Here is a 21,271-nt window from a genome sequence, read left to right on the forward strand (position 1 = left end):
ACAGAGGCCACAGGGGGCGACCGACCCCGGCCCCATGGACGGGGCCTGGGTGCCGGAGAGCCGGCGCGCGAAGGGGTGCGAGGGGGCCGGAGGGCTGCGGGAGAGGGGCCTTCCCCCCCCCCGCACCTCTCCCCACCAAAGGCCGAAGGGCCTTTGGAAACCAATACCTTGTCAACCACGGTCCAGGGGGCCGCAGCCCCCTGGCGGGGTGAGGTTTGGAGAGGGGCAGCGCTCCTCTCCACCGACGGTCGTTACGCCGGCTGCGTCTGCTGGATACCCGACAGCATCCACTTCCCGCCCGGGCCCTTGCGCACGAAGGTCCAGAGCTCCGTCGCCTCGGTCCGCTGCGTCGTGCTGCCTTCCACGACCTTGTTGGTCGCGTTGTCGAAGGTGGCGTCGAGCATCGAGAAGCGCATCGCGACGGTGGCGTAGTCCTCGCCCTCCTCGCTCCAGGCCTCGGCCAGGTCACCCTGCTCCAGGCGCACGTCGCGCGTCTCGTTGCGCCAGTTGCGCGCCTCGAGGTCGCGCAGGTCCTGCGCGAAGTAGGACACCATCTCCGGCGTCGCGACCGCGCGCAGCCCCTGCAGGTCGCGGCGCGACCAGGCGGCGTTGATGTCCTTCAGCGTCTGCTCGAAGGCCTGGTAGTCGGACGGGGCGATCGCGAGCGGCGCATCCACCGGCGCGGCCGCCTTCATCCCGCCCGCGCCGCCGAAGGCCTTGGGCTCGGGCTGCGGCTGGAAGGCGTAGCCCTGCGGGCCGCTCGCCACCGCCGGCGCCTGGCGGCGACGGAAGAAGCGGACGACCAGCATCACCAGCAGCCCGATCAGCGCGACCTGCAGCAGCATGCCGAGCACGGCGCCGAAGCCCGCCCCGCCGCCGAACAGGCCGTAGCCGAGCAGCGCGCCGATCAGCCCGCCGGCCAGCAGCGCGCCGCCGAAGGACCCGAAGAAGCCGCGGCTCGGCTGTGCGCCGGGCGCCATGCCCGGCCGCGCGGTCGCGGGGGAGGAGGGCTGCGTCGCCGTGCGGTCGAAACGCTGCGCGCCGGACGGCGCGGTCTGCGTGGGCGGCGGCGCGGAATAGGTGCGGCTCCCGCGGCTGCCCGAGGAACTGCCCCCGCCCGGGCGCGCCTCGGCCAACACGGGCACGAGGACCAGGGCGAGCGCGGCGAGCGCGGTGAGGAAGCGGCCAGTGCGGCGCATGGGTCTTGGCGTCTCCGGACGTGAACTTTCGGCAATATAGCGGGTCGCGCGGCGTTTTTCGATGGGGATCCGTCACATACGCTTCCTTCACCCGCGCCCCCCAGCATAGGGCGGCGCGCCGGCGGTTCCGGCGTGCCTCCGCAGGATGCAGGGGATGCCGCCGCAGGATGTCTCGCCGGCCGTCGATGCGACGGTCCTTCCCCCCGGGCCGGGGGCGGAGGCGATCCGCCGCGCCCTGCGCGGCCCGCCCGGCCGCATCGCCCTGCGTGTCGCCGCCCCCGCGGATGCCGCGCGCCGCCGCGTCGCCATCGCCCTGCTGGCCGAGGCCGGGTCCGGGCGTGGCGGCGCCGTGCTGCACGCCGCCACCGGCGAATTGCTGCTGACCGAGGCCGACCCGCCCGCCGCCGAGCGCGCCGCGACGCTGCTCGCCCGCCTGCTCGGCGCCGCGCCCGACCGGCTCGCCGTGCCGGAGGAACTGGCGCCGCTCGCCGCGCTGCCGGGCCTCGGGCCGGTGCCGCCGTCCGGGCCGGTGGCGCCCACCGCCGCCGGGATCGAGGACGCGGCCGACGCCGCGCCGCTGCCTGCGCTGCTGCGCCGAGACGGGGTGCTGCACATCGCCGCCGGCCTGCCGCGGCGCCTCGCCCTGCTGCGACTGCGGCTGTCGCGCGCCGCCCTGGCGCCGCATCTCGGCGCCGCGGCGGAGGATCGCGACCTCGCCCGCCATGCGCGCGACCGGCTGCGGGCGCGGCTGCTCGCCTTGCTGGCCGATCCGGCGCAGCGCGCCGGGCTGCTGGGCGCCGCGCCGCCGGTGCCGCTGCTGGTCGACCTGCCCGCCGCCCTGCTGCCCGACGCCCCACCGGCCGAGGAGGACGACCCGCCCCCGCCAGCCGCCCTGATCGCCGTGCTCTCCCCGTCCGAGGCGCTCGCCGAAGGCCTCGCCGCGCGCCGACCCGGCTTGGCGCGCGCCGGCTGGGGCCTTGCCGTGCGCGGCCTCGACGCCGCCACGCTCGGCCTGCTGGCGCCCGAGGCCTTGCCCGCCGACCTGCTGCTGCTGCGCTGGTCCCCCGCCTTTCCCGGTCGCGCCACCGCCGCCGCGCTGCGCCGCACCGATCCCGCGCGCCTGGTGCTGACCGGCTGCGACGGGCCCGAGGCGCTGGAATGGGGCCTTGCGATGGGCATCGCCCGCTATGCCGGGCCCTGGATCGCCGCGTTGATGGCCGCGACGCGCATGGCCGATTGCCCGCATGGCGGGGGCTGCACCCGCGCGCATTGCGCCGCGCGCGGCGCCGCCGCGACGCCCGACGGCCGCGCGGGCTGCGGCGACCTGCCGCGCCTCGGCGGGCTGGTGCCGCCATGATGCTGGCCGAGGTGCCGGTGCTGGGCGCCCTCGGCGCCCCGCCGGGCGCGGCTGGGGCGGTCGCGCTCGCGGCCCTGGTGCGCGAGACCATCGCCGCCGGCGCCGAGCGCCGCGTGCTGATCCTCCGCCCCGAACGCCTCGCCCCCGCCAGGCGGCGCCCTGCGCATGTCGCCCTGCTGCGTGAAGGCTGGGCGGGGCTGCGCCGGTCCTCCCGCGTGCGGTCCTTCGAATTGCCCCGCGCCGGGATGGCGGCGGTGGAAGCGCCGCCGGGCCATGGCCTCGCCGCCGCCCATGCTGCCCTCGCCGCCATGCTCGAACCGGCGGAGGCCGAGGCCGCGCTCGCCCTGCTGCGCCTGCCCGACCAGGCGGCGGCGGTGCTGGCGGCGGTCGAGGAGTCGCTCGGCCTCGCCGCTGCCGCGCGCGCCGTGCGGCCGCCGGGCGGGCGCGCCCCGGACGGTGCGGCCATCGCCCAGGCCGAGCGCGCCCTGCTTACCGCCGACATGACCGCCTTCCTGCGCCGGCGGAAGGTCTGCCGCCTGACGCCGGCCGGCGGCGCGCCCGATCCCTTGTGGGAGGACCGCCGGATCGCCGCCGGGGACGTCGCGGCCACGCTGCTGCCGGGCTGCGACCTTGCCGCCGCGCCCGCCCTCGCGCGTCGTTTCCGCCGCGCCATCGACCGCCGGCTGCTCGCCGGCCTCGCCCGCGCGGACGAGTTGCGCGACATCGGTCCGCTTTGCCTCGCCCTCGGCATCGAGGCGGTGACCTCGGCCGAGTTCCTCCGCCTCGACGCGCTGTGGCCGGCGGGGCTGCGCGGCGCGCTGACCGTCGCCATCGCCGCCGATGACGCCGTCGCCGACCCTGCGGGCTTCGCCTTCGCGCGGGACTTCCTCGCCGTGCGCGGGCACCGCGCGATGCTGGACGCAGCGGGCCCGGCGGCGCTGCTCGGCCTGCCGCCGGCGCGGGCGGGGCTCGACCGCGTGCGGCTGCGCTGGTCGCCGGGCCTGCCGCCGCTCGGCAGCCTGGGGGCCGAGGCGCTGCGCGCCGTGCTGCCCGCGGCACCCGACGCCGTCGTGCTGGGCGGCGTGGACCGTCCCGCCGCCATCGCCTGGGGCTGGGAGATGGGCGTCACCCTGTTCCAGGGCCGCCTGATCGAAAGCCGCCGCCCGGCCTCGTGACTTGGCGGCGCACCCGCGCCGTCCGATATGGGCGGGATGGAAACGCCGGCGCTGCTCGTCGAGGGCCTCACCAAGACCTACACCCCCGGCGCTAGGCCGGCCGTGGACGGGCTCAGCTTCACCATGCCGCGCGGGGGGACCTGGGGCCTGCTCGGCGGCAACGGCGCGGGCAAGTCCACCACCATCGCCATGCTGCTCGGCCTGCTGGTGCCGTCCTCGGGGCGCGTGCTCGCGCTCGGCCACGACATGGCGACGGACCGCTTCGCCGCGCTGGCGCGGATGAACTTCTCCTCCCCCTACATCGCGCTGCCGCACCGGCTGACGGTGCGCGAGAACCTGCGCGTCTACGGCCATCTGTATGGCGTGCCGGAGATGGAACGGCGCATCGAGGACCTCGTCGCCGAATTCGACCTCGGCGACTTCGCCGACCGTCCGGCGGGGCAGCTCAGCGCGGGGCAGAAGACGCGCGTCGCGCTGGCCAAGGCCCTGATCAACAAGCCTGCGCTGCTGCTGCTCGACGAACCGACCGCGAGTCTCGACCCCGATACCGGCGACTGGGTGCGCAGCGCGCTCGAGCGCTATCGCGCGGAGACCGGCGCGGCGATCCTGCTCGCCAGTCACAACATGGGCGAGGTCGAGCGGCTCTGCTCCAACGTGCTGATGCTCAAGGGCGGGCGCGTGGTGGATGAAGGCAGCCCCGCCGCGCTGCTCGCCAAGTACGGCCGCGACGACCTCGAGGAGGTCTTCCTCGACATCGCGCGCGGGCGCGAGCGGGCGGAGGTGCAGTGATGGGCGCTTCGTCCCTGCGACGCATCTGGGGCCTGGTCTACCGGCACCTCGCGCTCTACCGCCGGTCCTGGCCGCGTGTCCTGGAACTGATGTACTGGCCCGTGCTGCAGATGGTCGTCTGGGGCTTCATCACCGCTTACCTCGCCGGCGTGCAGCAGAACACGGCGACGATCGCGGCCGGCGTGCTGCTCGGCGGCGTGCTGCTGTGGGAGATCACGCTGCGCAGCCAGATGGGCTTCGCGATCTCCTTCCTCGAGGAGGTGTGGTCGCGCAACCTGGGGCACATCTTCGTCTCCCCGCTGCGGCCGTGGGAGATGGTCGCTGGCCTCGCGGCGATGAGCGTGCTGCGCACCGTCGCGGCCGTGCTGCCGGCGATCGTGCTGGCCTTCGTCCTCTACGGCTTCGGCGTGTGGAGGATCGGGCCGGTGCTGGTGGTCTTCGTCTTCGCGCTGATGGCGATGGGCTGGGCCGTGGCCCTGGCGGTCACCGCGCTGATCCTGCGCCATGGCGCGGGGGCCGAGGCGCTGGCCTGGGGCGTGACCTTCGGCATCGCGCCCTTCGCGGCGGTGTTCTACCCGGTCGCGGTGCTGCCGCCCTGGCTGCAGCCGGTCGCGCTGTCCATCCCCGCCGCGCATGTCTTCGAAGGCATGCGCGCGGCGCTGATCGACGGGCGCATCGCCTGGGACCACCTGGCCTGGGCGGTGGCGCTGGACGGCGTGTGGCTCGCCCTGGCCGCGTGGATCTTCCTTGCGCAGTTTCACCAGGCGCGGGTGCGGGGGGCGTTGCTTAACATCGGGGAATGAGGATTGGAGGGGCCTTGCCCCTCCAAGCCACCCTACCAGGGTGCTGCGGCCCCCTGGACCGCGAGAACCCGGGTCCTGGATTCCAAAGGCCTTTCGGCCTTTGGCGGGGTGGTCCGGAGGCTCATACCCAACTACACCGAACTCGCCTAGGCTCGGGACTCACTGATTGAGCCAGAAGGTGACGGTTGCGGCGAGGGTGATGGCGCTGAAGAAGGCGTGTGCGCAGCGGTCGTAGCGCATGGCGATGCGGCGCCAGTCTTTGAGCCTGCCGAACATGATCTCGATGCGATGGCGCTGTCGGTAGAGCAAGGCGTCGTGAGGAATGGGCTGCTTGCGACTTCGCGTTGAGGGAATGCAGGGTGCGATGCCCTGGGTGATTAGGGCATCGCGAAAGCGGGCGCTGTCGTAGCCACGGTCGGCGATCAGTTCCCGCGCCCCGGCTGGGAGGCGGGGCAGCATGAGAGCGGCGCCGAGATGGTCACTGGCCTGGCCCTCGGTGAGCAGGAGCACGACGGGCCGCCCCTGCCCGTCGCAGGCGGCATGGAGCTTGGAGTTCAGGCCACCCTTGGTGCGTCCGATACAGCGGGGAAAAGCCCCTTTTGAAGCAGGCTGGCGGCGGTGCGGTGCGCCTTGAGATGGGTGCTGTCGATCATCAGCCGCCCAGGCGGGCCGCCCTCGGCGGCAAGAGCAGCGAAGATCCGGTCGAAGACGCCCATGCGGCTCCATCGGATGAAGCGGTTGTAGAGCGTCTTGTGCGGGCCGTAGGCGGTGGGTGCGTCCCGCCACTGCATGCCATGGCGGATGACGTAGATGATCCCGCTGAGCACCCTTCGGTCATCCACGCGAGGGATCCCGTGCGAAAGTGGGAAGTGCGGCGACAGCCGCCGCATCTGGGCGACCGAGAGCAGGAACGGCGGCGTGGGCATCGTGGCACCTCCACCACACCCAGAATCACGCTCCGCCGCGTCGATCCAAGCGATTAATGGGTCCAGACCCTAGCACTACTTTGGCAGAAAGGGGTTGAGGCGGAGGCCGAGGCTGCGACTGCAGTGCGGACATCGGCCGTGGGATATGCCGAACAAGTGCTGCTGGATGGCTCGGCGGAGGGCAGGGAGGCTGGGCTCAGGCGGTGGTCCTGACGTGCGTTTTTCCCCCCTTCGCCGCCATGAGCCTCTGCGTCTGCAGGAATGCGTAGGCGAGCATCGTCATCAGCGCGTGGCGATGCAGCCCTGTCCAGGAGCGCCCCTCGAAGTGATCGAGGCCGAGTTCCTCCTTTAGTTGCTGGTGCGCCTGTTCGCAGACCCAACGCGCCTTGATGGCGGCCGCCAGCGCGCGCAGCGGAGTGTCGGCGGACAGGTTCGAGAGATAGTACTTCTGCTCGCCGCCGGCGCGTCGTTCCCCAACGAGCCAGGCCTCCTCACCCGGCATATGCTGGGCGCCCATGTCGCGGATACGCTGCGGCGGGCCGTCGGCAATGCGCACGCGCAGGGCCGCGAACCGTGCCGACAGCCGTCCCTTGGTGCCGCGGCGCCAGGAGACAGAGCGCCACGGGGCCTCGGCAAGGATCGCCTCGGCTGCCTGCGATTTCTGATCGGGGATGTGTCGCTGACGCGGTCGGCCACGGCCGGCAACGGGAAAGATCAGGGCGACATCCGCCGGATAGACTTTCTGGTGGCGGGGGATACCGACAGCCCAGCGCAGGCCGCGCGCGCTCAGGGCCTGGCGGAACGGGGCGCTCAGGCCGTAGCCCGCATCGGCCAGCACCGCGCCGAAACGCAGGCCGGCGGCCCGCAGGCGGTCGATCTCCTCAATGGCGATCTCGGGCTTGCTGCGCGGCGCCAGGAACTCCGCCGGCACACCGGCGCGCCGCATCCGTTCCGGATCTCCCGTCCAACTGTCGGGCAGGAACAGTCGCAGCCCCACCATCACCGGCACCTCGCCTCTGGCCAGCGTCAGCGAGACCAGGGTCTGGCAGTTGGCCTGCTTGCCCAGCGCCGAGGCAAACTGCGGCGCGACGCCGACTGATGCGTTGCCCTTCTTGGGCAGGGCAGTGTCGTCCACCACCAGCACCGCATCGTCACCGCCCAGCACGTCGTCGGCCTTGCGGGTCAGCTCCTCGAGGAGCGGCGCCGCATCCCAGGTGCCAGCCGCGACGAAGTGATGGAGCCGATCGTATGCTCCGAGCCCAAGCCGCTCGGCCATCGGCTGAATGCTCTTGCGGTCACCAGGGCCAATCAGGCCGGCAACGTAGAGCGGGCACATCCGCTGCCGCGCCTTGTGCACGAGCCTGACGAGAAAGGGCGCGAGCCAATGCTCCAGTTCGGCCTGCCAGCCCGTGCCAACCGCCTCTCTCCCCATGATCGGCTCCCCAAAGCCGACCCCTCATGAATCACGCAACGCAGGCCAAGGGAATCCGAAATCGATCAGCTCAGCACATTTTCTGCCAAAGTAGTGCTAGGCTCAGGGCCCATTAACCTGTTGTTGCCCCCGAAAGAACGGGCAGGTCAGGTTGTCAGGATGGCACGGATGAACTGCTTGGGGGACCTGTATCCCAGGGCGCGATGTGGGTGTACCTCGTTGTAGTGGGTGAACCAGGCGGGCAGGGAACGCAGGGCGGTCTGGGCATCGGCGCAGTCACCGACGCGGACATAGTCGTGCTTGAAGGTCCGGGCGAACGCCTCGGCCATGCCGCTGCTCTGCGGGCTTTCGAGCGGCGTGGTCTTTGGCAGCAAGCCGATGTCGCGGGCGAATGTCCTGGTATCGCGGGCGGCATAGGGGCTGCCGTTGTCGCTGAGCCATTCGATCGGCTGCGGCAGGCGGTTCACGCGGCCGAATCTCCGCTCGACGGCGGCGACCATGAGGTCGCGCAGGTCGTCGCCGGAGATGCCGGCGGTGGTGCCGACGAAGCTCATCGCCTCGCGGTCGCAGCAGTCGAGGGCAAGGGCGACGCGGACGCGTTCACCGTTGTCGCAGGCGATCTCGAAGCCGTCGGAGCACCAGCGGTTGTTGCGCTCCGGGACGGCGACGCGGCCGTCGTGCCGGCGCTCGGTGCCTCCAGCGTGGCGGGCCAGCAGCAGGCCGTGGGCCTTCATGATCCGCCAGACCCGTTTGTGATTGGGCGATGGCTGGCCCACCTCCTCGGCCTGGCGGCGCAGCAGGGCGTGCACGCGCCGATAGCCGTAGCTCGGCAGCGCCGCGACGATCGCGGTGATCCGCGCCAGCAGATCGTCCTCCGGCGCGGGCGGCCGGCCGCGGCGTCGTGCCGGCGCAGGCTTCGGCGCCAGGCTGGAGCACGCCACGCCGAGGGTCCTCGCCACCGCCTTCACCGGGAACCGTCGCGCGGCGGCAGTGGCCCGCGCAGCAGCAATCCTTTTTTGGGATCGGCGTGCTGCAGCGCCTCGCGCAGGATCTCGGCCTCGAGCGTCTTCTTGCCGAGCAGGTGATGCAGTTCGCGGATCTGCTCCTGAAGCGCGCGGTAGTCCGAGGCCGGCACCACCTCCTCGCCGGCCGCCGCGGCGGTGAAGGCGCCATGGGCGGCCAAGCGGCGCCAGGTGAAGGGCTGGTTCGGGTTCACGCCGTGGCGGCGCGCGACCAGGCTGACCGAAGCGCCCAGCTCCAGGCTCTCCTCGACCATCCGCATCTTCTCGGCGGCGCTCCAACGCCGGCGCCGCTGCACGGAGGTGATGACCTCCACCTTCTCGGAAGCGTCAGTCATACGCACGGTCATACTCCTAACCCTTACGGGAGTTGGAGACCGTGCCCGGTCAATTCCGGGGCCGCTTCACCACGCGGTATGAGGTCTGGCGAGTGCGCTCAGTTGCGTCATCAGCGGGCAATCCTCAGGGACTGGGTGCGGCAAGGTGCTTCAACGCCTCGGCCGCCACCAGGTAGCCGAGCACCAGACCGGCGATCACCGCGAGCAGCGCGCCCCGCAGCGGCGCGAAGCCCAGCACCGGCGCCAGCGGGCCGAGCGCTAGTGCAAAGGCCGCTGCCAGCGCGGACAGCGATGTCGCGATCAACGCCGGATGCGGCGCCGTCGTCCTCCAGGCCCGTCCGTGGGTGCGGATCAGGAAGATCACCAACACCTGCGTCGCCATGCTCTCAATGAACCAGGCGGTGCGGAACTCCTCAGGCGTCGCGCCGAAGCCCCAAAGCAGGATGCCGAAGGTCGCGAGGTCGAAGACGGAGGAGAGCGGCCCCATCACCAGCGTGAAGCGCAGCACCGCACCCATGTCCCAGCTATGCGGCTTAGCCACATCCTCGGCGTCCACCGAATCGAAGGGGATGCCCATCTCCGACAGGTCATAGAGCAGGTTATTGAGCAGGATCTGCGCCGGAAGCAGCGGTAGGAACGGGATCAACAGCGAGGCTGTCGCCATCGAGAACATGTTGCCGAAGTTGGAGGACGTGCCCATCCGCACGTATTTCATGATGTTGGCATAGGTTCGCCGGCCTTCCTCGACGCCTTCCGCAAGGACGCCAAGATCGGGTGCGAGCAGGATCAGGTCGGCGGCCGCCCGCGCGACTTCGGTCGCACCCTCCACGGACAGCCCGGCATCGGCGGCGTGAATGGCGGGTGCGTCGTTGATGCCATCGCCGATGAAGCCCACGGTATGACCGTTCGCCTTGAGCGCCAGGATGACGCGCCGCTTCTGGTCCGGCGAGACGCGGGCATAGAGATCCACGTCCTGCACGCGCGCGACCAGTCCGGGATGGTCCAGCGCCTCGATATCCTCCCCGGTGAGCACGCCCTTGCAAGGCAGGCCGAGCGTCTGCACCAAGTGCAGCAGGACGGGCGCGGCATCGCCCGAGACGATCTTCACTCGCACACCCAACGCACCCAGCCGTCCCACGGCATCAACCGCGGATGCCTTCGCCGGGTCGAGGAAGCCGCAGAAGCCCGCGAAGACGAGATCGGCCTCGGTGTGCGGGCCTTCAATTGTCTCGTCCTGCCCCATGGACCGCCAAGCGATGCCGAGAAGGCGCAGCCCTTCGCCGCCCCTGGCATCCGCGCGGGCCAGGAGTTCGGCCCGCAGCGCATCGGTCATCGGCTGCGTTGTGCCATCCGCGCCTTCCATCGCGGTGCACACCGCCAGCACCGCCTCGGGCGCTCCCTTCACCACCAGAAGGCGCTGGCCCTCCCCTTCGCACAGGACGGCAGAGCGCCGCCGCTCGAATTCGAAGGGCGCCTCGGCCAGGGCGCGCCAGCCGGGCGCTGGCGGATTGGCCCGCAGGATGGCGGCGTCCAGCGCGCTCGGCATGCCGCTCGCGAGCCCGGCATTCAGCGAGGCAAGGCCGAGCGCGCGCGACGATGGCGCGCCATCCGCCCGGGTTGCATCGGCCAGCGCGATCCTGGCCTCAGTCAGCGTGCCGGTTTTGTCGGTGCACAGCACGTCCATCGCGCCCAGGTCGTGGATCGCTGCCAGGCGCTTCACCACCACGCGCTTGCGCGCCATCCGCATCGCTCCGCGAGATAGCGTGACCGTGGTCACCATGGGCAGGAGCTCGGGCGTGAGGCCCACGGCGAGCGCGATGGCAAAGAGGAAGCTCTCGAGCGGCGGGCGCTGGAAACTCAGATGGGCCAGCAGCACCAGAAGCACCAGGAAGGCCGTAAGCCGCAGGATCAGCAGGCCAAGCCCGTGGAGCCCCCTTTCGAAGGCGGTCGGCGGGCGCCTCGCGGCCAGCGACGCCGCGACACCTCCGAGCCGCGTCGCGCGCCCCGTGGTGACGACGAGCATGGTGGCGGCGCCGGCGACGATCGCGGTGCCGGCGAAGACCGCGTTGAAGGCGTCCGCCGGGCTGCTGGCCTCGCTGACGCCGCCTCGCTTGCCGACGGGGTACGGCTCGCCGGTCAGCAGCGCCTCGTTGGCCTGGGCACCGCGGCTTTCCAGCAGGATGCCATCGGCCGGAACCAAGCCGCCGGCGGTGAGTTCCACCACGTCGCCGGGGACGATCCGCTCCACCGGGAGCGACACCACTTGACCGTCGCGCCGCACCGACGCCTTGACGGCGACGCTGTCACGCAGGCGCGCGGCGGCCAGTTCCGCCCGGTGTTCCTGCACGACGTCGAGTCCGACCGACACGCCGACGATGCAGGCGATGATCACGAAGCCGGGCCAGTCCCCAGTCAGGCCGGAGACGAGTGCGGCGACCAGCAGGATGGCAACCAAAGGCTCGATCAGCCGCCGGCCGATCTTCGCGGCGATCTCGAGTCGGGGTCGGTCCGCAACCGTATTGGGGCCAGTTTCGGCGAGGCGCCGTTCCGCCTCGACGGCGCCCAGCCCCATGGGACCACTGCCGAGGCGCGCAAGCATGGCCCCTTGGGGGACCGTCCAGAACCGTTCGGCCGACAGTGTCTTTTCGGTCATGGCGGCAGCATAGCGGACAAGGCTGATCAGAGCAGACCCGAGTTACTGCGCGCGCCGACCGGCCATTCCCTCGCCCCACATCAAGGTCTTGCGTGCGCCGCGCTGCCTTGGCGGTGTTGCTCGCAGCAAGGGAAGTAGCGGAGGGATTGCGTCAGGGATCAGGCTGGTGCCGGCACGAGGAAGATCAGGTTTTCAGCGAAGCCACTCCGACGGAAAGCCACGGATCAGATCGCCGCCCCTTGGGAGAAGCGCATTCATTCGATCAGGTCGGGTGGCGCTCCAAGCACGCGATCTTTCGACAGTACCTCTTCCAACATCGCGATCACCTTGCCAGGCCGCGCGTCGGATCCGCGCGTCGACGGTGGCGGGGGCCGCGTCCTGTTCAGAAGCATGGATTTCTCGGCGCCATTGGGAGCCAGCACCGCGGTTGCCTCGGTGTGCACCACGCCCAGCATCGTCCGCTCGGGCACCAAGTGCCACCACTCGAACACCAGGCTCCAGCTAATCTAACGCTTGCTTCCTCGATCACCACATCAGGGAACGCCACCAAGAGCTGGACTTGTGGAGTGCTGTCCACGTACGAGTGTCAGCATCGGCGATCCTCTTTGACCGCGTCAGATCCTTCCCGTTGGACCCAGCGAAAGCCCTCATGTTTCGTGATGGCCGCGATCTCCACTGCGCCACCCACCGATTTCGGAAGGAAGACCGCGAAGCGCACAAATCCAATCGTCGTCTCGACGAGGAAGCGCGCCAGGTCGATTGCGTCCTGGATCGGCATCGCGGGGACAGCGAGTGTTGCATAGAGATCCTGGACCAGCCCCTTCTGCAACGCCGCCGCCTGTTGCGGCGCTACTCCGTGCCGGATGAGCGCAGCCTCGGTGTCGAAGCCAACGCCCAGAATGAGGCGGTTCAATGCCTCGTACTGCCCGTCCCACATGACGCCGAAGCTCTTCTCATTCATGATGCAAGCCGGTGGGGGGCAGGTGTGGTTCGTCAGGTTGACCTCCCATATCTCGGCGAGCGAACAGCCGGCGGAGTAACCGCAGACGCGCAGCCGGATACTCGTCGGATCGCTGCAAAGCGCGGCCTTCTCCTCGAAAAGGAAGCTGCGCAGTCGGGTCGCGACTTGTTCGACAGTGTAGGTCAGCGGATCGAGGCGCCAATTCCGGAACGCTGGGTCCAACCCCACAAGACGTCGCCGCAGATCCTTCAGGAGAGTCTCCACGGACTCGTTTCCGACACCACCCGAACCGGTCGACATAACGCCGACGGGCAGGCCCTCGCACAAGTTCGCGATCTTGTGCGCGTGCGCATAGATCTGTCCGCTTTCCATGGAGCCCGCACTGTCGGCTGCCATGACGACGCCGTCGTTGATCTTCACGGAGACAATGACAGTCACGACTAGCTCCCTTCATCCAGTCTCGCCTCCCGTCGCAGTCCCAGCTGGGGCCCGGCGGCGACGTCAGAGCAGGCTCGGCAACCGACCCGCAGCGCTCGTCGCGCCCCATATCAGCATGCCGGTTGCTCCAAGGATGGCCAGCGCCATCACCAGCGCGGCGCAGAGCAGCACGCCGTCCTCCTCCAGATAGGCGAAGGCGATCAGCGTGATCGCCAGGGCGGGAAGGACGTTGCTCAGTGGTACGGGAACAAGAAGGTTGACGCCGAGAAGGAACACAACGGCGCCGATCACCCGCTTCGTCGTCTCGAACGGCGTCGGCCAGCGAGGACGGATGAAGCGCTCCAACCAGCGCAGCACAGGCACAACACGACGAAGGATTGCCGCAAAGCTCTGCGCCTCGAGATGCCAGGCGCCTATTTGACGGGGAAAGACCGGTCCCTGGCGGGCCATGATCATCTGCATGGCCGGAACCATCAGCATGATCCCTGCGATCGCCGACACGCCAGGCAGCAATCCAAGAATGGCCAGGAGGAGAAGCAGGATCCCGAACGAACGGTCGCCAAGGCGTTCCATCAGCCATTCGACCGTGACGTGTTTCTCAGCATGGATCGCATCGAGCATGGCTTCCAGCGCGAAGGAGGTAGGGGGCCGCAGGGTCATGGTGCAGCCACCTTAGGCCCGCGCAGTGACGCCGGATCAACGAATGTACGTGCGCGCCATGCATTGGTTGTGGCCATCGCTAGCGTGGAGCCGTCATTCACTGACGCACAGATCGGATTTCACCCCGCGTGCACTGCAGCGACGCGGCGTCATCACCATGTTGAGGGTGAAGATAAGGTGGGTGGCCGGCATGGATCAGGGCCAGAAGGCTGAACCACGGCTCAACGCGTTGCCGCGGGAGGCTATCGACTGGTTTGTCGGACCGCTCGGTCGGTTCCTGCGTATCGAGGCCGCCGGTGGTGTCGTACTCCTGCTCTCCGCCATCCTTGCCTTTGCGCTTTCCAACTCGGCCCTGGCTGAGAGATTTCTCGCCTTCTGGGACACGCCCCTCGGCGTGCGCGCTGGCGCCATCGTGTTCGAGCGCTCGCTTCGCGGTTGGATCAACGATGGTCTGATGACGTTGTTCTTCTTCGTTGTCGCGTTGGAACTCAAACGCGAGCTGGTCCTTGGCGAACTCAGGGAGCCGCGTGTTGCCGCACTGTCGATTGCCGCCGCGGCGGGCGGTATGCTCGTACCGGCGGGGATCTATCTCGCGTCGCAATTCGGCCGGCCAGGCGAGCACGGCTGGGGCACCGTGATGGCAACTGATACGGCCTTCGTCATCGGCTGCCTTGCTCTTCTGGGACGGAATGCGCCGCAGCGGCTGCGCATCTTCCTGCTCTCGCTCGCGGTCGTCGATGACATCGGCGCCATCCTCGTGGTCGCGGCGGGCTACAGCGGTACACTCGATTGGACGGCGCTCACGGCAGGAGGAGCGGGCATTGCGGCGGTGCGTGGCCTGGCGCTGCTCGGCGTCCGGACAGTCCCCGTCTACATTGTGGCTGGAAGCCTGATCTGGATCGCCATCGACGCGTCGGGAATCCACCCCACGGTGGCCGGGGTGGTGCTGGGTCTCCTGACACCGACCCGAGGTTGGGTCAGCGACCGACGGTTACGCGCCATCCTGCAGCGTGTCCTGGCCTATCCACCTGGCGACCATTGGAGCGGCGACACTGCGGACCGCCGGGTCTTGCGATCGGCGGGCAAGGCGGCACAGGAGACGCTGTCTCCTGTCGAACGTCTCGGGATGGCCCTACACCCCTGGGTAGCTTTCGGCGTCATGCCGCTCTTTGCGCTCGCCAACGCCGGCGTGCCGCTCTCCATTGACGGTCTGGCGGAACCTCTCGCACTGACGGTGATGATTGGACTCGTCCTTGGCAAACCGGTCGGTGTCGTGGGATTCGCCTGGTTAGCGGTTCGTTCGGGAATGGCGGTACGGCCGAAGACGCTCGGCTGGGGGATGCTTGCCGGCGGAGGCATACTCGCCGGCATCGGCTTCACCATGGCGTTGCTAATCGCGGAGCTTGCATTCCAAGGTGGACAGCTCCAGGCCGCGAAGCTCGGCATCCTTGCTGCGTCCGTGATTTCGGCAGCGACTGGCCTGGCGTTTCTGGCTTTGCTGGGCCGTCACGGCCGTACACCCGTCCTTGTCTCGGGTGGCTAGGAGTTTTCGGCGTTCCAGACGATCCAGCGGACTCATGCCCCGGACTTCATCCGTGTGCCGGAATTCGGGATCTGGCTATGCCGATCAACTGATGTCTGCAGCTTCCCGGTGACCACGTCGCCAAGCTTGTGTGGAGGGACGCATGATCCTGACGCTCGCATCGTCCAGCGACGACCGCCCGCTAGCGATACGCGACCACCTCGTTCCGCTGGTCCGTGCTCGAGGTGTGCTGGAGGTCCAGCATGGCGCGGTCCGTGTGATCGCGCTGCGGACCGAAGGCTGGATCTTCGAACATTGGACGCCGTTCAACGATCTGTCGCCGGAGGAAGCATCGTCGCCGGGCTATCGGCATGCACTCGAGAGACAGCGGAAGACGGCGGAACTGCCCTACGGGCTCACAGTATGGCGTGCAGGCGCAGAGGTTCTGCGCGTCCTCTGGGCCGACGACGGAACGTTCGAGGTCGAGACATTCGTCCGCGGTCCCTGGGAAGCCGAGGCGCTCGCGATGAAGCGGTAAGGCACGCTCGGCATCCCGCGTCGCCGCAGAGCACGACGCGTGATGCCCTCGCCCAGCGCGGTTGGAAAACCCGGAACCTTGCGCAGCACCGGGCCACGCGGAAGGTGGATGCAGCGGGATGCCGCCGGATGTGACTACCCGGCTGGCGCTAGGCTCCGCACGAGCTCGAGGATCCGCTTGCGCACCGCGGGATCCGCCAGCGTGTAGTACGCGCGCACCAGGTCCAATGTCTCGCGCCCGTGCATCTCGCCGGGCTGCAGGTCGTTCCGCGCCTCGGCGTTCCCCTGTCCGGGCGAGACCACGGCAAGGCCGCCGGGTTCCGCCGGCAAGGCGTCGAAGAAAAAGGAGACCGGCACGTCGAGGGCGCGGGAGACGTCGTGCAGCCGGCTGGCGGCGATCCGGCTCGTGCCTCGCTCGAACTTCTGGACCTGCTGGAACGTGATCCCGATCGCAACGCCCAGCTTGGTCTGGCTCATGCCGAGAAAGCGGCGTCGTAGCCGCATCCGGGCCCCGACGTGCACGTCGATGGGATGCGAGACATGCCGGCGGACGTCCTCGGAGGGCGCGACCACCGCGTGCCGCATCGTGGCACCGCCACCATCCGGCGCGCGGTCCTGGCGTCCGGCGACAGTGTCGACGGATGATTCGGCCAGCGCAGCCAATCGGAAGGGCAGCGCGCTGCGGGGGCCGGTACGATCATCGGGACGGAGGGCCCCGCCTTCCGCGGCGGAGGTACGTCCCTCGGCTTGTCCGGCCACAGACTTCATCGTCGTACCTCGCCCCTGGCCCATTGCGTCTGGTGTCTAACGCGCGAGACAGCGTGATGGTTTCCGACCGACCGACAAAATCTTTCCACGATGTCGGCTGCCGGGGTGGGCCCGGTTCTCTCGGCTTGCCGAGGCGCGGGGTAAACCGGGCATCCAGGCATAGAGATTTGCGGTCGGTCGCGCCACATCCCCACTATCGTGCACGGGACCCTGACCCGCGAGGACATGAAGACCCGCGATGCCGTCCGATCCACTGCCGCGGCCTGCGGCCCCTGACCAATGTGACGCGCCGGCGTCGCAGGGCGCCGCGGCAGGATTGCCCGCCGTGGTCGGACGCGCGGCGGGTCCACCGGAACTGAACGACGGTGGCCGGTTGCCCGTGGCGAGGCGACTGGGCCGCTCGCTCTGGGGCGCGCGCTGGCGCATCCTTGGCGCCATCGTCCTGATCGGCGTGGCAGGCTACCTCGCGGTACCCTGGCTCCTCGGCCCGGTCGTCACGGCGCAGACCGCGCTGCGCCAGGACCTCGTGCAGAGCGTCGTGGCCAGCGGCCGCGTGCAGACGCCGCACCGGGTGAATATCGGCAGTCAGATCACCGGGACGGTCGCTTCCGTTCCCGTCGCGGAAGGCCAGGCGGTCGAGGCCGGGCGGATCCTCGTCACGCTCGAGGACAGCGAGCTGCGCGCCAGCGTCGCGCAGGCGGAAGCGGCCGTGGCCCAGGCCGAGGCACGGGTCCGTCAGATCGCCGAGGTCACGCTGCCCGTGGCGCGGGAGAACCTGAGCCAGGCGCAGTCGAACCTGCTCAACGCGCAGCAGCAGTACGACCGGGCGGAAAGCCTGCGCACGGGCGGCTTCGAGACGCAGGTCCAACTCGAGAATGCGCGGCGCGCCCTCAGCGTCGCGCAGGCCCAGGTCCGGGCTGCTCAAGCCCAGGTCGCCGGCAATGCACCTGGCGGGACGGACGCCGTGGCGGCTGAGGCCGCGCTGCGCCAAGCCCATGCGAGCCTGCTCGTGGCGCTGTCGCGGCTCGACTACACGCAGATCCGGGCGCTGGAAGCCGGAACGCTCATTGCCCGGAACGTCGAGCGCGGCTGGGTCGTGCAGCCGAACCAGGTCCTCATGGTGCTCTCCCCCAACGGGGAGATCGAGATCGTCGTGCAGATCGACGAGAAGAACCTGGGTCTCCTCGCCATCGGCCAGCACGCGACGGCCTCCGCGGACGCCTATCCGGACCGGCGCTTTGCGGCGGAGCTGGTCTACATCAACCCGTCGGTCGATCCCGATCGTGCCTCGGTGGAGGTGAAGCTGCGCGTGACGCCGCTGCCACCGGACTACCTGCGGCAGGACATGACCGTGTCCGTGGACATCGCGGTGGCCGAGCGCGCCGGCGTGCTCGTCCTGCCCATCTCGGCCGTGCACGACGCCGCCGGCCCATCGCCCTGGGTCTTGCGCATCGAGGGTGGAAGGGCGCATCGCCGCCCTGTCAGGATCGGCCTGCGCGGGGCGCAGTACCTCGAGATCCTGGACGGGCTGCAGGAAGGCGACCGCATGGTGCCGGCCAGCGCGGCGGTCGCCGATGGCAGCAGGGTACGCACCATGGCTGCACGATGAGGAGCTGGCTGCCCTTCGAGTGGATCGCCGCGATCCGGTTTCTGCGGGATGGCTGGATGCAGACGATCTTCATCCTCGCCGGCGTGTCCATGGGCGTCGCGGTGATCGTGTTCATGTCGGCGCTGCTCACCGGCCTCCAAGCGAATTTCCTCAGCCGCGTGCTGAGCGCCCAGGCCCATCTCGTGCTGCTGCCGCCGGACGAGGTCGCGCGGCCCCTTCGCGCGGCGGAGGGCCTCGTCCAGGATGCGGTGGTGCAACGCCCGTCGCAGCGTATCCGCTCGATCGACCAGTGGCAGACGCTGCTGCGGCAGATGCAGGCCATGCCGCAGGTCGCCGAGGCGACGCCGGTCGCCTCCGGCGGGGCGCTCGCCATGCGGGGTGAGGCCAGCCGCTCGATCACGCTGACCGGTGTCGAGCCGGAAGGCTATTTCCGCATCGTCAGATTGCCTGACAGCATCGTTGCCGGCCAGCCGCGGCTGACCAGCGAGGACATCGTCATTGGCACCGACCTCGCCAGCGAGATCGGCGTGGGTGTCGGCGACAAGCTGCGGGTCACCACCGCCACGGGGCGCGACGCGACATTGACCGTGACGGGCCTCTTCGACCTCGGCAACCGCGGGGTGAACGAACGGAGCACCTTCGTCGCGCTGCGCACGGCGCAGAGCCTCCTGGGCCTCACCGGCGGCGTGACCAGCCTGCAGATCACGGTGCGCGACCCCTATGCGGCGGAAACGGTGGCCCAGCTGGCCCAGGGCATGACGGGCATCCGGGCCGACAGCTGGATCCGGACGAACCTTCAGTTCTTCACGGCCGTGAACGCGCAGCAGACCTCGAACACGGTGATCCGGCTCTCGGTCGGGCTCTCGGTGGCGCTCGGCATCGCGAGCGTGCTGGTGGTCTCGGTCGTGCAGCGGTCGCGTGAGATCGGCATCCTGCGCGCAATGGGCGCGAGGCGAGGGCAGATCCTCCGCGTCTTCCTGATCCAGGGGGGCGTGCTCGGGCTGCTGGGGGCGCTCATCGGCTCGGCTGCGGGTGCCGGTGCGCTGGTGGCGTGGCATGCCTCGGTCCGGCAGGCCGATGGCAGTCAGCTCTTTCCCCTGATCATCCAGCCGCAGCTCTTCGTGATCGCGGCCGTGTTGGCGGCGGTAACCGGCGTGCTCGCTGCGATGGCGCCGGCGCTGCGCGCGGCGCGGCTCGACCCCGTGGTGGCGATCCGTGGCTGACATCGGTGCGATGGCACCGGAGGTCGTGTGCCTCCAGGGCGTGTGCAAGTCCTACGGCGTCGGCACGCCGCGCGAGGTCGAGGTGCTTCACGGCATCGACCTCGTCCTGCGGCGCGGGGAGTTCTGCGCGCTGATCGGCCCGTCCGGATCGGGGAAGAGCACGATGCTCAACCTCATCGGCCTGCTCGACCGCCCCACGGCCGGCACGCTGTTCATCGAGGGACACGACACGCGGCGCCTGGACGATGCGGCGCTCACCCGGCTGCGGGGCCGGAGCATCGGCTTCGTGTTCCAGCACCATCACCTGATCGGGGCCTTCACGGCGGCCGAGAACATCATGATGCCGCTGCTGCTCGACCGCAGCAGGCCGGACGCGGCGATGCGCCGCAGCGCCGAGCGACTTCTCGACCGGGTAGGCCTGCTGCCGTGGAAGGACAGCCGCGTCGGCAACCTCTCCGGCGGCCAGCAGCAGCGGGTCGCCATCGCGCGTGCGCTGGCCATGTCCCCGGCCCTGGTGCTGGCGGACGAGCCGACGGGCAACCTCGACACGAAGTCCGCCGACGGCGTCTTCGACCTACTGCGGGAGATGAACCGGGAGAGCCGGACCACCTTCCTGATCGTCACGCATGATCCGCGCCTGGCGCAGCGCTGCGACCGCATCGTCGAGGTGGTGGACGGGCGGATCGTCGCCGATGGCGCGGTGGAGGAATTCCGGCGCATAGCGAGGTCGTGACGCCGCGGGCGCTGGCGGCGCTCCGGGCGGGCGGTGCCTCGCCCTCCCTGCACCCCGCTCAGCGGTTGCGCAAGATCAACATGCGCATCTGCGCAGGCGGTATTGAATACCGCAGAAAGATTGCGAACCCGGAGCAGTCGCTGCATCGCGCGACCCTGCTCCTACAGCCTCGCTGGCTGTCGTTGATCGTTGCGGATCTGGCGAAAGGCTGAATTCGTCGGGGAGGAAACCCCGTGGCGCATTGCGGCGTTATTGCAGTCAGGTTCCTGGACGTCGGCACCGTCGCTGAGCGGTGCAGGCGAGGCCCTGCAACCTGTTAGCCAGCGCCTCCGGCCGCTGGTCGATCGCACGGAGTGTGCGACCGGCCCATGCCGGAGCAGCTGGCATGGGGTGATGCGACGACCGACGGCAAGGGCAGGCAGACGTCCGTGGCGCACCGACCCCTGCGCCTGCCCGGACCAAGCCTGGAAACAACCGAAGCACAGGAGACAACCATGCGACCAACGCGTTTCGCTCTCCTGCTCCTGGCTGGCGTGGGACTGAGTGGCTGCGTCCCAGTGAACGACGGGTACTACGGGGCACCGTACGGCGCCTACACCGGCGATCGGCGGCTCGTCACACCCTACGTCTATCGCGGCGGGTCGGATGGCTACCTTTACAACCAGTCACGCCAGACGTGGCAGGGGAACTATTATCGCCAGTCTCCGAACCGCGATTACCGACAGTATCAGGATCGCGATCAGAACCAGGGCAATTACAGAAATCGCTACAACCGCCCGACACACGACAATAGACAGAATGACTGAGCGGGAAGGAGCCGAAAACATGCGGACAACCTACCGCGCCGAGCATCGCTCGCCCGAAATCCTCATCACAACCCGAACAACAGGCGAAGGCACTGGCGCGATGCCGGACGCTGCAGAAACGAAGGAGGTCGTCATGCGAACCAGGACGTCAGTTGCATTGGCCATGGTGCTGGCCGGCTCCCTGGCCTTGGCCCCGGGGGCGATGGCCCAGGGATCGCCAGCGGCCCCGGCGATCGTCACCCATGTCCAGACGGCGCAGGAACTGGCCGCCATCTGCGACCCCGCCTGGGGCGGCGTGCCGCGCCTCGAAGCCATCGCCTATT

The 21,271-nt window shown here is 69.7% G+C and carries 21 protein-coding genes; 12 read left to right on the forward strand and 9 right to left on the reverse strand.

Annotation, left to right across the window (positions count from 1 at the left end; all coding sequences use genetic code 11):
* Positions 1-251: 251 nt before the first annotated feature.
* A complete protein-coding gene (locus GWK15_RS24905; RefSeq protein WP_168044196.1) occupies positions 252-1,199 on the reverse strand; it encodes a Tim44 domain-containing protein in 948 nt (315 codons plus the stop codon).
* Between the two features lie 154 nt (positions 1,200-1,353).
* Here GWK15_RS24905 and GWK15_RS24910 point away from each other — a divergent pair, with 154 nt between their 5' ends.
* From GWK15_RS24910 to GWK15_RS24925, 4 genes are read left to right on the forward strand one after another with little or no spacing between them, the layout of a single operon-like run.
* A complete protein-coding gene (locus tag GWK15_RS24910; RefSeq protein ID WP_168044198.1) occupies positions 1,354-2,556 on the forward strand; it encodes a hypothetical protein in 1,203 nt (400 codons plus the stop codon).
* Positions 2,553-3,731, forward strand: a complete 1,179-nt coding sequence (locus tag GWK15_RS24915) for a hypothetical protein (protein WP_168044200.1) — start codon at positions 2,553-2,555, stop codon at positions 3,729-3,731. Before GWK15_RS24910 ends, GWK15_RS24915 begins: the two co-directional genes overlap by 4 nt.
* A gap of 36 nt (positions 3,732-3,767) precedes the next feature.
* Positions 3,768-4,520, forward strand: coding sequence for an ABC transporter ATP-binding protein (locus tag GWK15_RS24920; RefSeq protein ID WP_168044202.1), 753 nt, complete (start codon positions 3,768-3,770; stop codon positions 4,518-4,520).
* Positions 4,520-5,323 (forward strand): ABC transporter permease, encoded by an 804-nt coding sequence (locus GWK15_RS24925; protein ID WP_168044204.1) that lies wholly within the window; start codon positions 4,520-4,522, stop codon positions 5,321-5,323. The genes GWK15_RS24920 and GWK15_RS24925 overlap by 1 nt, the downstream gene beginning before the upstream one ends.
* Positions 5,324-5,482: 159 nt before the next feature.
* Here GWK15_RS24925 and GWK15_RS24930 read toward each other — a convergent pair.
* The 7 genes from GWK15_RS24930 to GWK15_RS24960 form a co-directional block, all read right to left on the reverse strand.
* Positions 5,483-6,249 (reverse strand): IS5 family transposase gene (locus GWK15_RS24930; RefSeq protein WP_168044206.1). Its coding sequence is split into 2 segments (ribosomal slippage): positions 5,483-5,913 and positions 5,913-6,249, totalling 768 coding nucleotides; the frame shifts between segments, so codons are not numbered across the junction.
* 196 nt (positions 6,250-6,445) lie between these two features.
* Positions 6,446-7,681, reverse strand: coding sequence for an IS701 family transposase (locus GWK15_RS24935; RefSeq protein ID WP_168044208.1), 1,236 nt, complete (start codon positions 7,679-7,681; stop codon positions 6,446-6,448).
* A gap of 146 nt (positions 7,682-7,827) precedes the next feature.
* Positions 7,828-9,038 (reverse strand): IS3 family transposase gene (locus GWK15_RS24940; RefSeq protein ID WP_408892112.1). Its coding sequence is split into 2 segments (ribosomal slippage): positions 7,828-8,682 and positions 8,685-9,038, totalling 1,209 coding nucleotides; the frame shifts between segments, so codons are not numbered across the junction.
* Between the two features lie 124 nt (positions 9,039-9,162).
* Positions 9,163-11,691 carry a magnesium-translocating P-type ATPase gene (gene mgtA / locus GWK15_RS24945; protein ID WP_168044210.1) on the reverse strand — a complete coding sequence of 843 codons (2,529 nt, stop codon included), beginning with the start codon at positions 11,689-11,691 and terminating at the stop codon, positions 9,163-9,165.
* 254 nt (positions 11,692-11,945) lie between these two features.
* Positions 11,946-12,182, reverse strand: coding sequence for a hypothetical protein (locus tag GWK15_RS24950; protein ID WP_168044212.1), 237 nt, complete (start codon positions 12,180-12,182; stop codon positions 11,946-11,948).
* Between the two features lie 95 nt (positions 12,183-12,277).
* A complete protein-coding gene (locus GWK15_RS24955) occupies positions 12,278-13,090 on the reverse strand; it encodes an Ntn hydrolase family protein (RefSeq protein WP_168044214.1) in 813 nt (270 codons plus the stop codon).
* Between the two features lie 63 nt (positions 13,091-13,153).
* Positions 13,154-13,750, reverse strand: coding sequence for an exopolysaccharide biosynthesis protein (locus GWK15_RS24960; protein ID WP_245211897.1), 597 nt, complete (start codon positions 13,748-13,750; stop codon positions 13,154-13,156).
* 190 nt (positions 13,751-13,940) lie between these two features.
* On the opposite strand from GWK15_RS24960, the gene nhaA reads away from it, so the two are divergent.
* Both nhaA and GWK15_RS24970 read left to right on the forward strand, forming a co-directional pair.
* Positions 13,941-15,293: a Na+/H+ antiporter NhaA gene (gene nhaA / locus GWK15_RS24965; protein WP_168044215.1), complete on the forward strand. Its 1,353-nt coding sequence runs from the start codon at positions 13,941-13,943 to the stop codon at positions 15,291-15,293.
* Between the two features lie 142 nt (positions 15,294-15,435).
* Positions 15,436-15,810 (forward strand): hypothetical protein, encoded by a 375-nt coding sequence (locus GWK15_RS24970; protein WP_168044217.1) that lies wholly within the window; start codon positions 15,436-15,438, stop codon positions 15,808-15,810.
* Between the two features lie 134 nt (positions 15,811-15,944).
* Here GWK15_RS24970 and GWK15_RS24975 read toward each other — a convergent pair whose 3' ends face one another.
* Positions 15,945-16,394, reverse strand: a complete 450-nt coding sequence (locus tag GWK15_RS24975; protein WP_168044233.1) for a helix-turn-helix domain-containing protein — start codon at positions 16,392-16,394, stop codon at positions 15,945-15,947.
* 562 nt (positions 16,395-16,956) lie between these two features.
* On the opposite strand from GWK15_RS24975, the gene GWK15_RS24980 reads away from it, so the two are divergent.
* The 6 genes from GWK15_RS24980 to GWK15_RS25005 form a co-directional block, all read left to right on the forward strand.
* Positions 16,957-18,186 (forward strand): efflux RND transporter periplasmic adaptor subunit, encoded by a 1,230-nt coding sequence (locus GWK15_RS24980; protein WP_209442415.1) that lies wholly within the window; start codon positions 16,957-16,959, stop codon positions 18,184-18,186.
* The gene (locus GWK15_RS24985) at positions 18,183-19,409 is read left to right on the forward strand and encodes an ABC transporter permease (protein ID WP_168044221.1); all 1,227 of its coding nucleotides are present in this window, start codon (positions 18,183-18,185) and stop codon (positions 19,407-19,409) included. The genes GWK15_RS24980 and GWK15_RS24985 overlap by 4 nt, the downstream gene beginning before the upstream one ends.
* Positions 19,402-20,142 (forward strand): ABC transporter ATP-binding protein, encoded by a 741-nt coding sequence (locus tag GWK15_RS24990; RefSeq protein WP_338147334.1) that lies wholly within the window; start codon positions 19,402-19,404, stop codon positions 20,140-20,142. The genes GWK15_RS24985 and GWK15_RS24990 overlap by 8 nt, the downstream gene beginning before the upstream one ends.
* On the forward strand, positions 20,139-20,354 hold the full coding sequence (locus GWK15_RS24995) for a hypothetical protein (protein WP_168044223.1): 216 nt from the start codon (positions 20,139-20,141) through the stop codon (positions 20,352-20,354). Before GWK15_RS24990 ends, GWK15_RS24995 begins: the two co-directional genes overlap by 4 nt.
* A gap of 156 nt (positions 20,355-20,510) precedes the next feature.
* Positions 20,511-20,948 carry a hypothetical protein gene (locus GWK15_RS25000; RefSeq protein ID WP_168044225.1) on the forward strand — a complete coding sequence of 146 codons (438 nt, stop codon included), beginning with the start codon at positions 20,511-20,513 and terminating at the stop codon, positions 20,946-20,948.
* A 19-nt stretch (positions 20,949-20,967) separates the two neighbouring features.
* Positions 20,968-21,271: hypothetical protein (locus GWK15_RS25005; RefSeq protein ID WP_168044227.1), on the forward strand; the 304-nt coding region annotated here is incomplete at its 3' end.

It is taken from the genome of Neoroseomonas oryzicola (genome assembly GCF_012163135.1).
GTDB lineage: Bacteria > Pseudomonadota > Alphaproteobacteria > Acetobacterales > Acetobacteraceae > Neoroseomonas > Neoroseomonas oryzicola.

Bases quoted from the DNA above. Each gene is read 5' to 3' on its own strand.
- GWK15_RS24905 (WP_168044196.1), bottom strand. From the start codon at position 1,199: ATGCGCCGCACTGGCCGCTTCCTCACCGCGCTCGCCGCGCTCGCCCTG.
- GWK15_RS24910 (WP_168044198.1), top strand. From the start codon at position 1,354: ATGCCGCCGCAGGATGTCTCGCCGGCCGTCGATGCGACGGTCCTTCCC.
- GWK15_RS24915 (WP_168044200.1), top strand. From the start codon at position 2,553: ATGATGCTGGCCGAGGTGCCGGTGCTGGGCGCCCTCGGCGCCCCGCCG.
- GWK15_RS24920 (WP_168044202.1), top strand. From the start codon at position 3,768: ATGGAAACGCCGGCGCTGCTCGTCGAGGGCCTCACCAAGACCTACACC.
- GWK15_RS24925 (WP_168044204.1), top strand. From the start codon at position 4,520: ATGGGCGCTTCGTCCCTGCGACGCATCTGGGGCCTGGTCTACCGGCAC.
- GWK15_RS24935 (WP_168044208.1), bottom strand. From the start codon at position 7,681: ATGGGGAGAGAGGCGGTTGGCACGGGCTGGCAGGCCGAACTGGAGCAT.
- mgtA (WP_168044210.1), bottom strand. From the start codon at position 11,691: ATGACCGAAAAGACACTGTCGGCCGAACGGTTCTGGACGGTCCCCCAA.
- GWK15_RS24960 (WP_245211897.1), bottom strand. From the start codon at position 13,750: ATGACCCTGCGGCCCCCTACCTCCTTCGCGCTGGAAGCCATGCTCGAT.
- nhaA (WP_168044215.1), top strand. From the start codon at position 13,941: ATGGATCAGGGCCAGAAGGCTGAACCACGGCTCAACGCGTTGCCGCGG.
- GWK15_RS24970 (WP_168044217.1), top strand. From the start codon at position 15,436: ATGATCCTGACGCTCGCATCGTCCAGCGACGACCGCCCGCTAGCGATA.
- GWK15_RS24975 (WP_168044233.1), bottom strand. From the start codon at position 16,394: ATGCGGCACGCGGTGGTCGCGCCCTCCGAGGACGTCCGCCGGCATGTC.
- GWK15_RS24985 (WP_168044221.1), top strand. From the start codon at position 18,183: ATGAGGAGCTGGCTGCCCTTCGAGTGGATCGCCGCGATCCGGTTTCTG.
- GWK15_RS25000 (WP_168044225.1), top strand. From the start codon at position 20,511: ATGCCGGAGCAGCTGGCATGGGGTGATGCGACGACCGACGGCAAGGGC.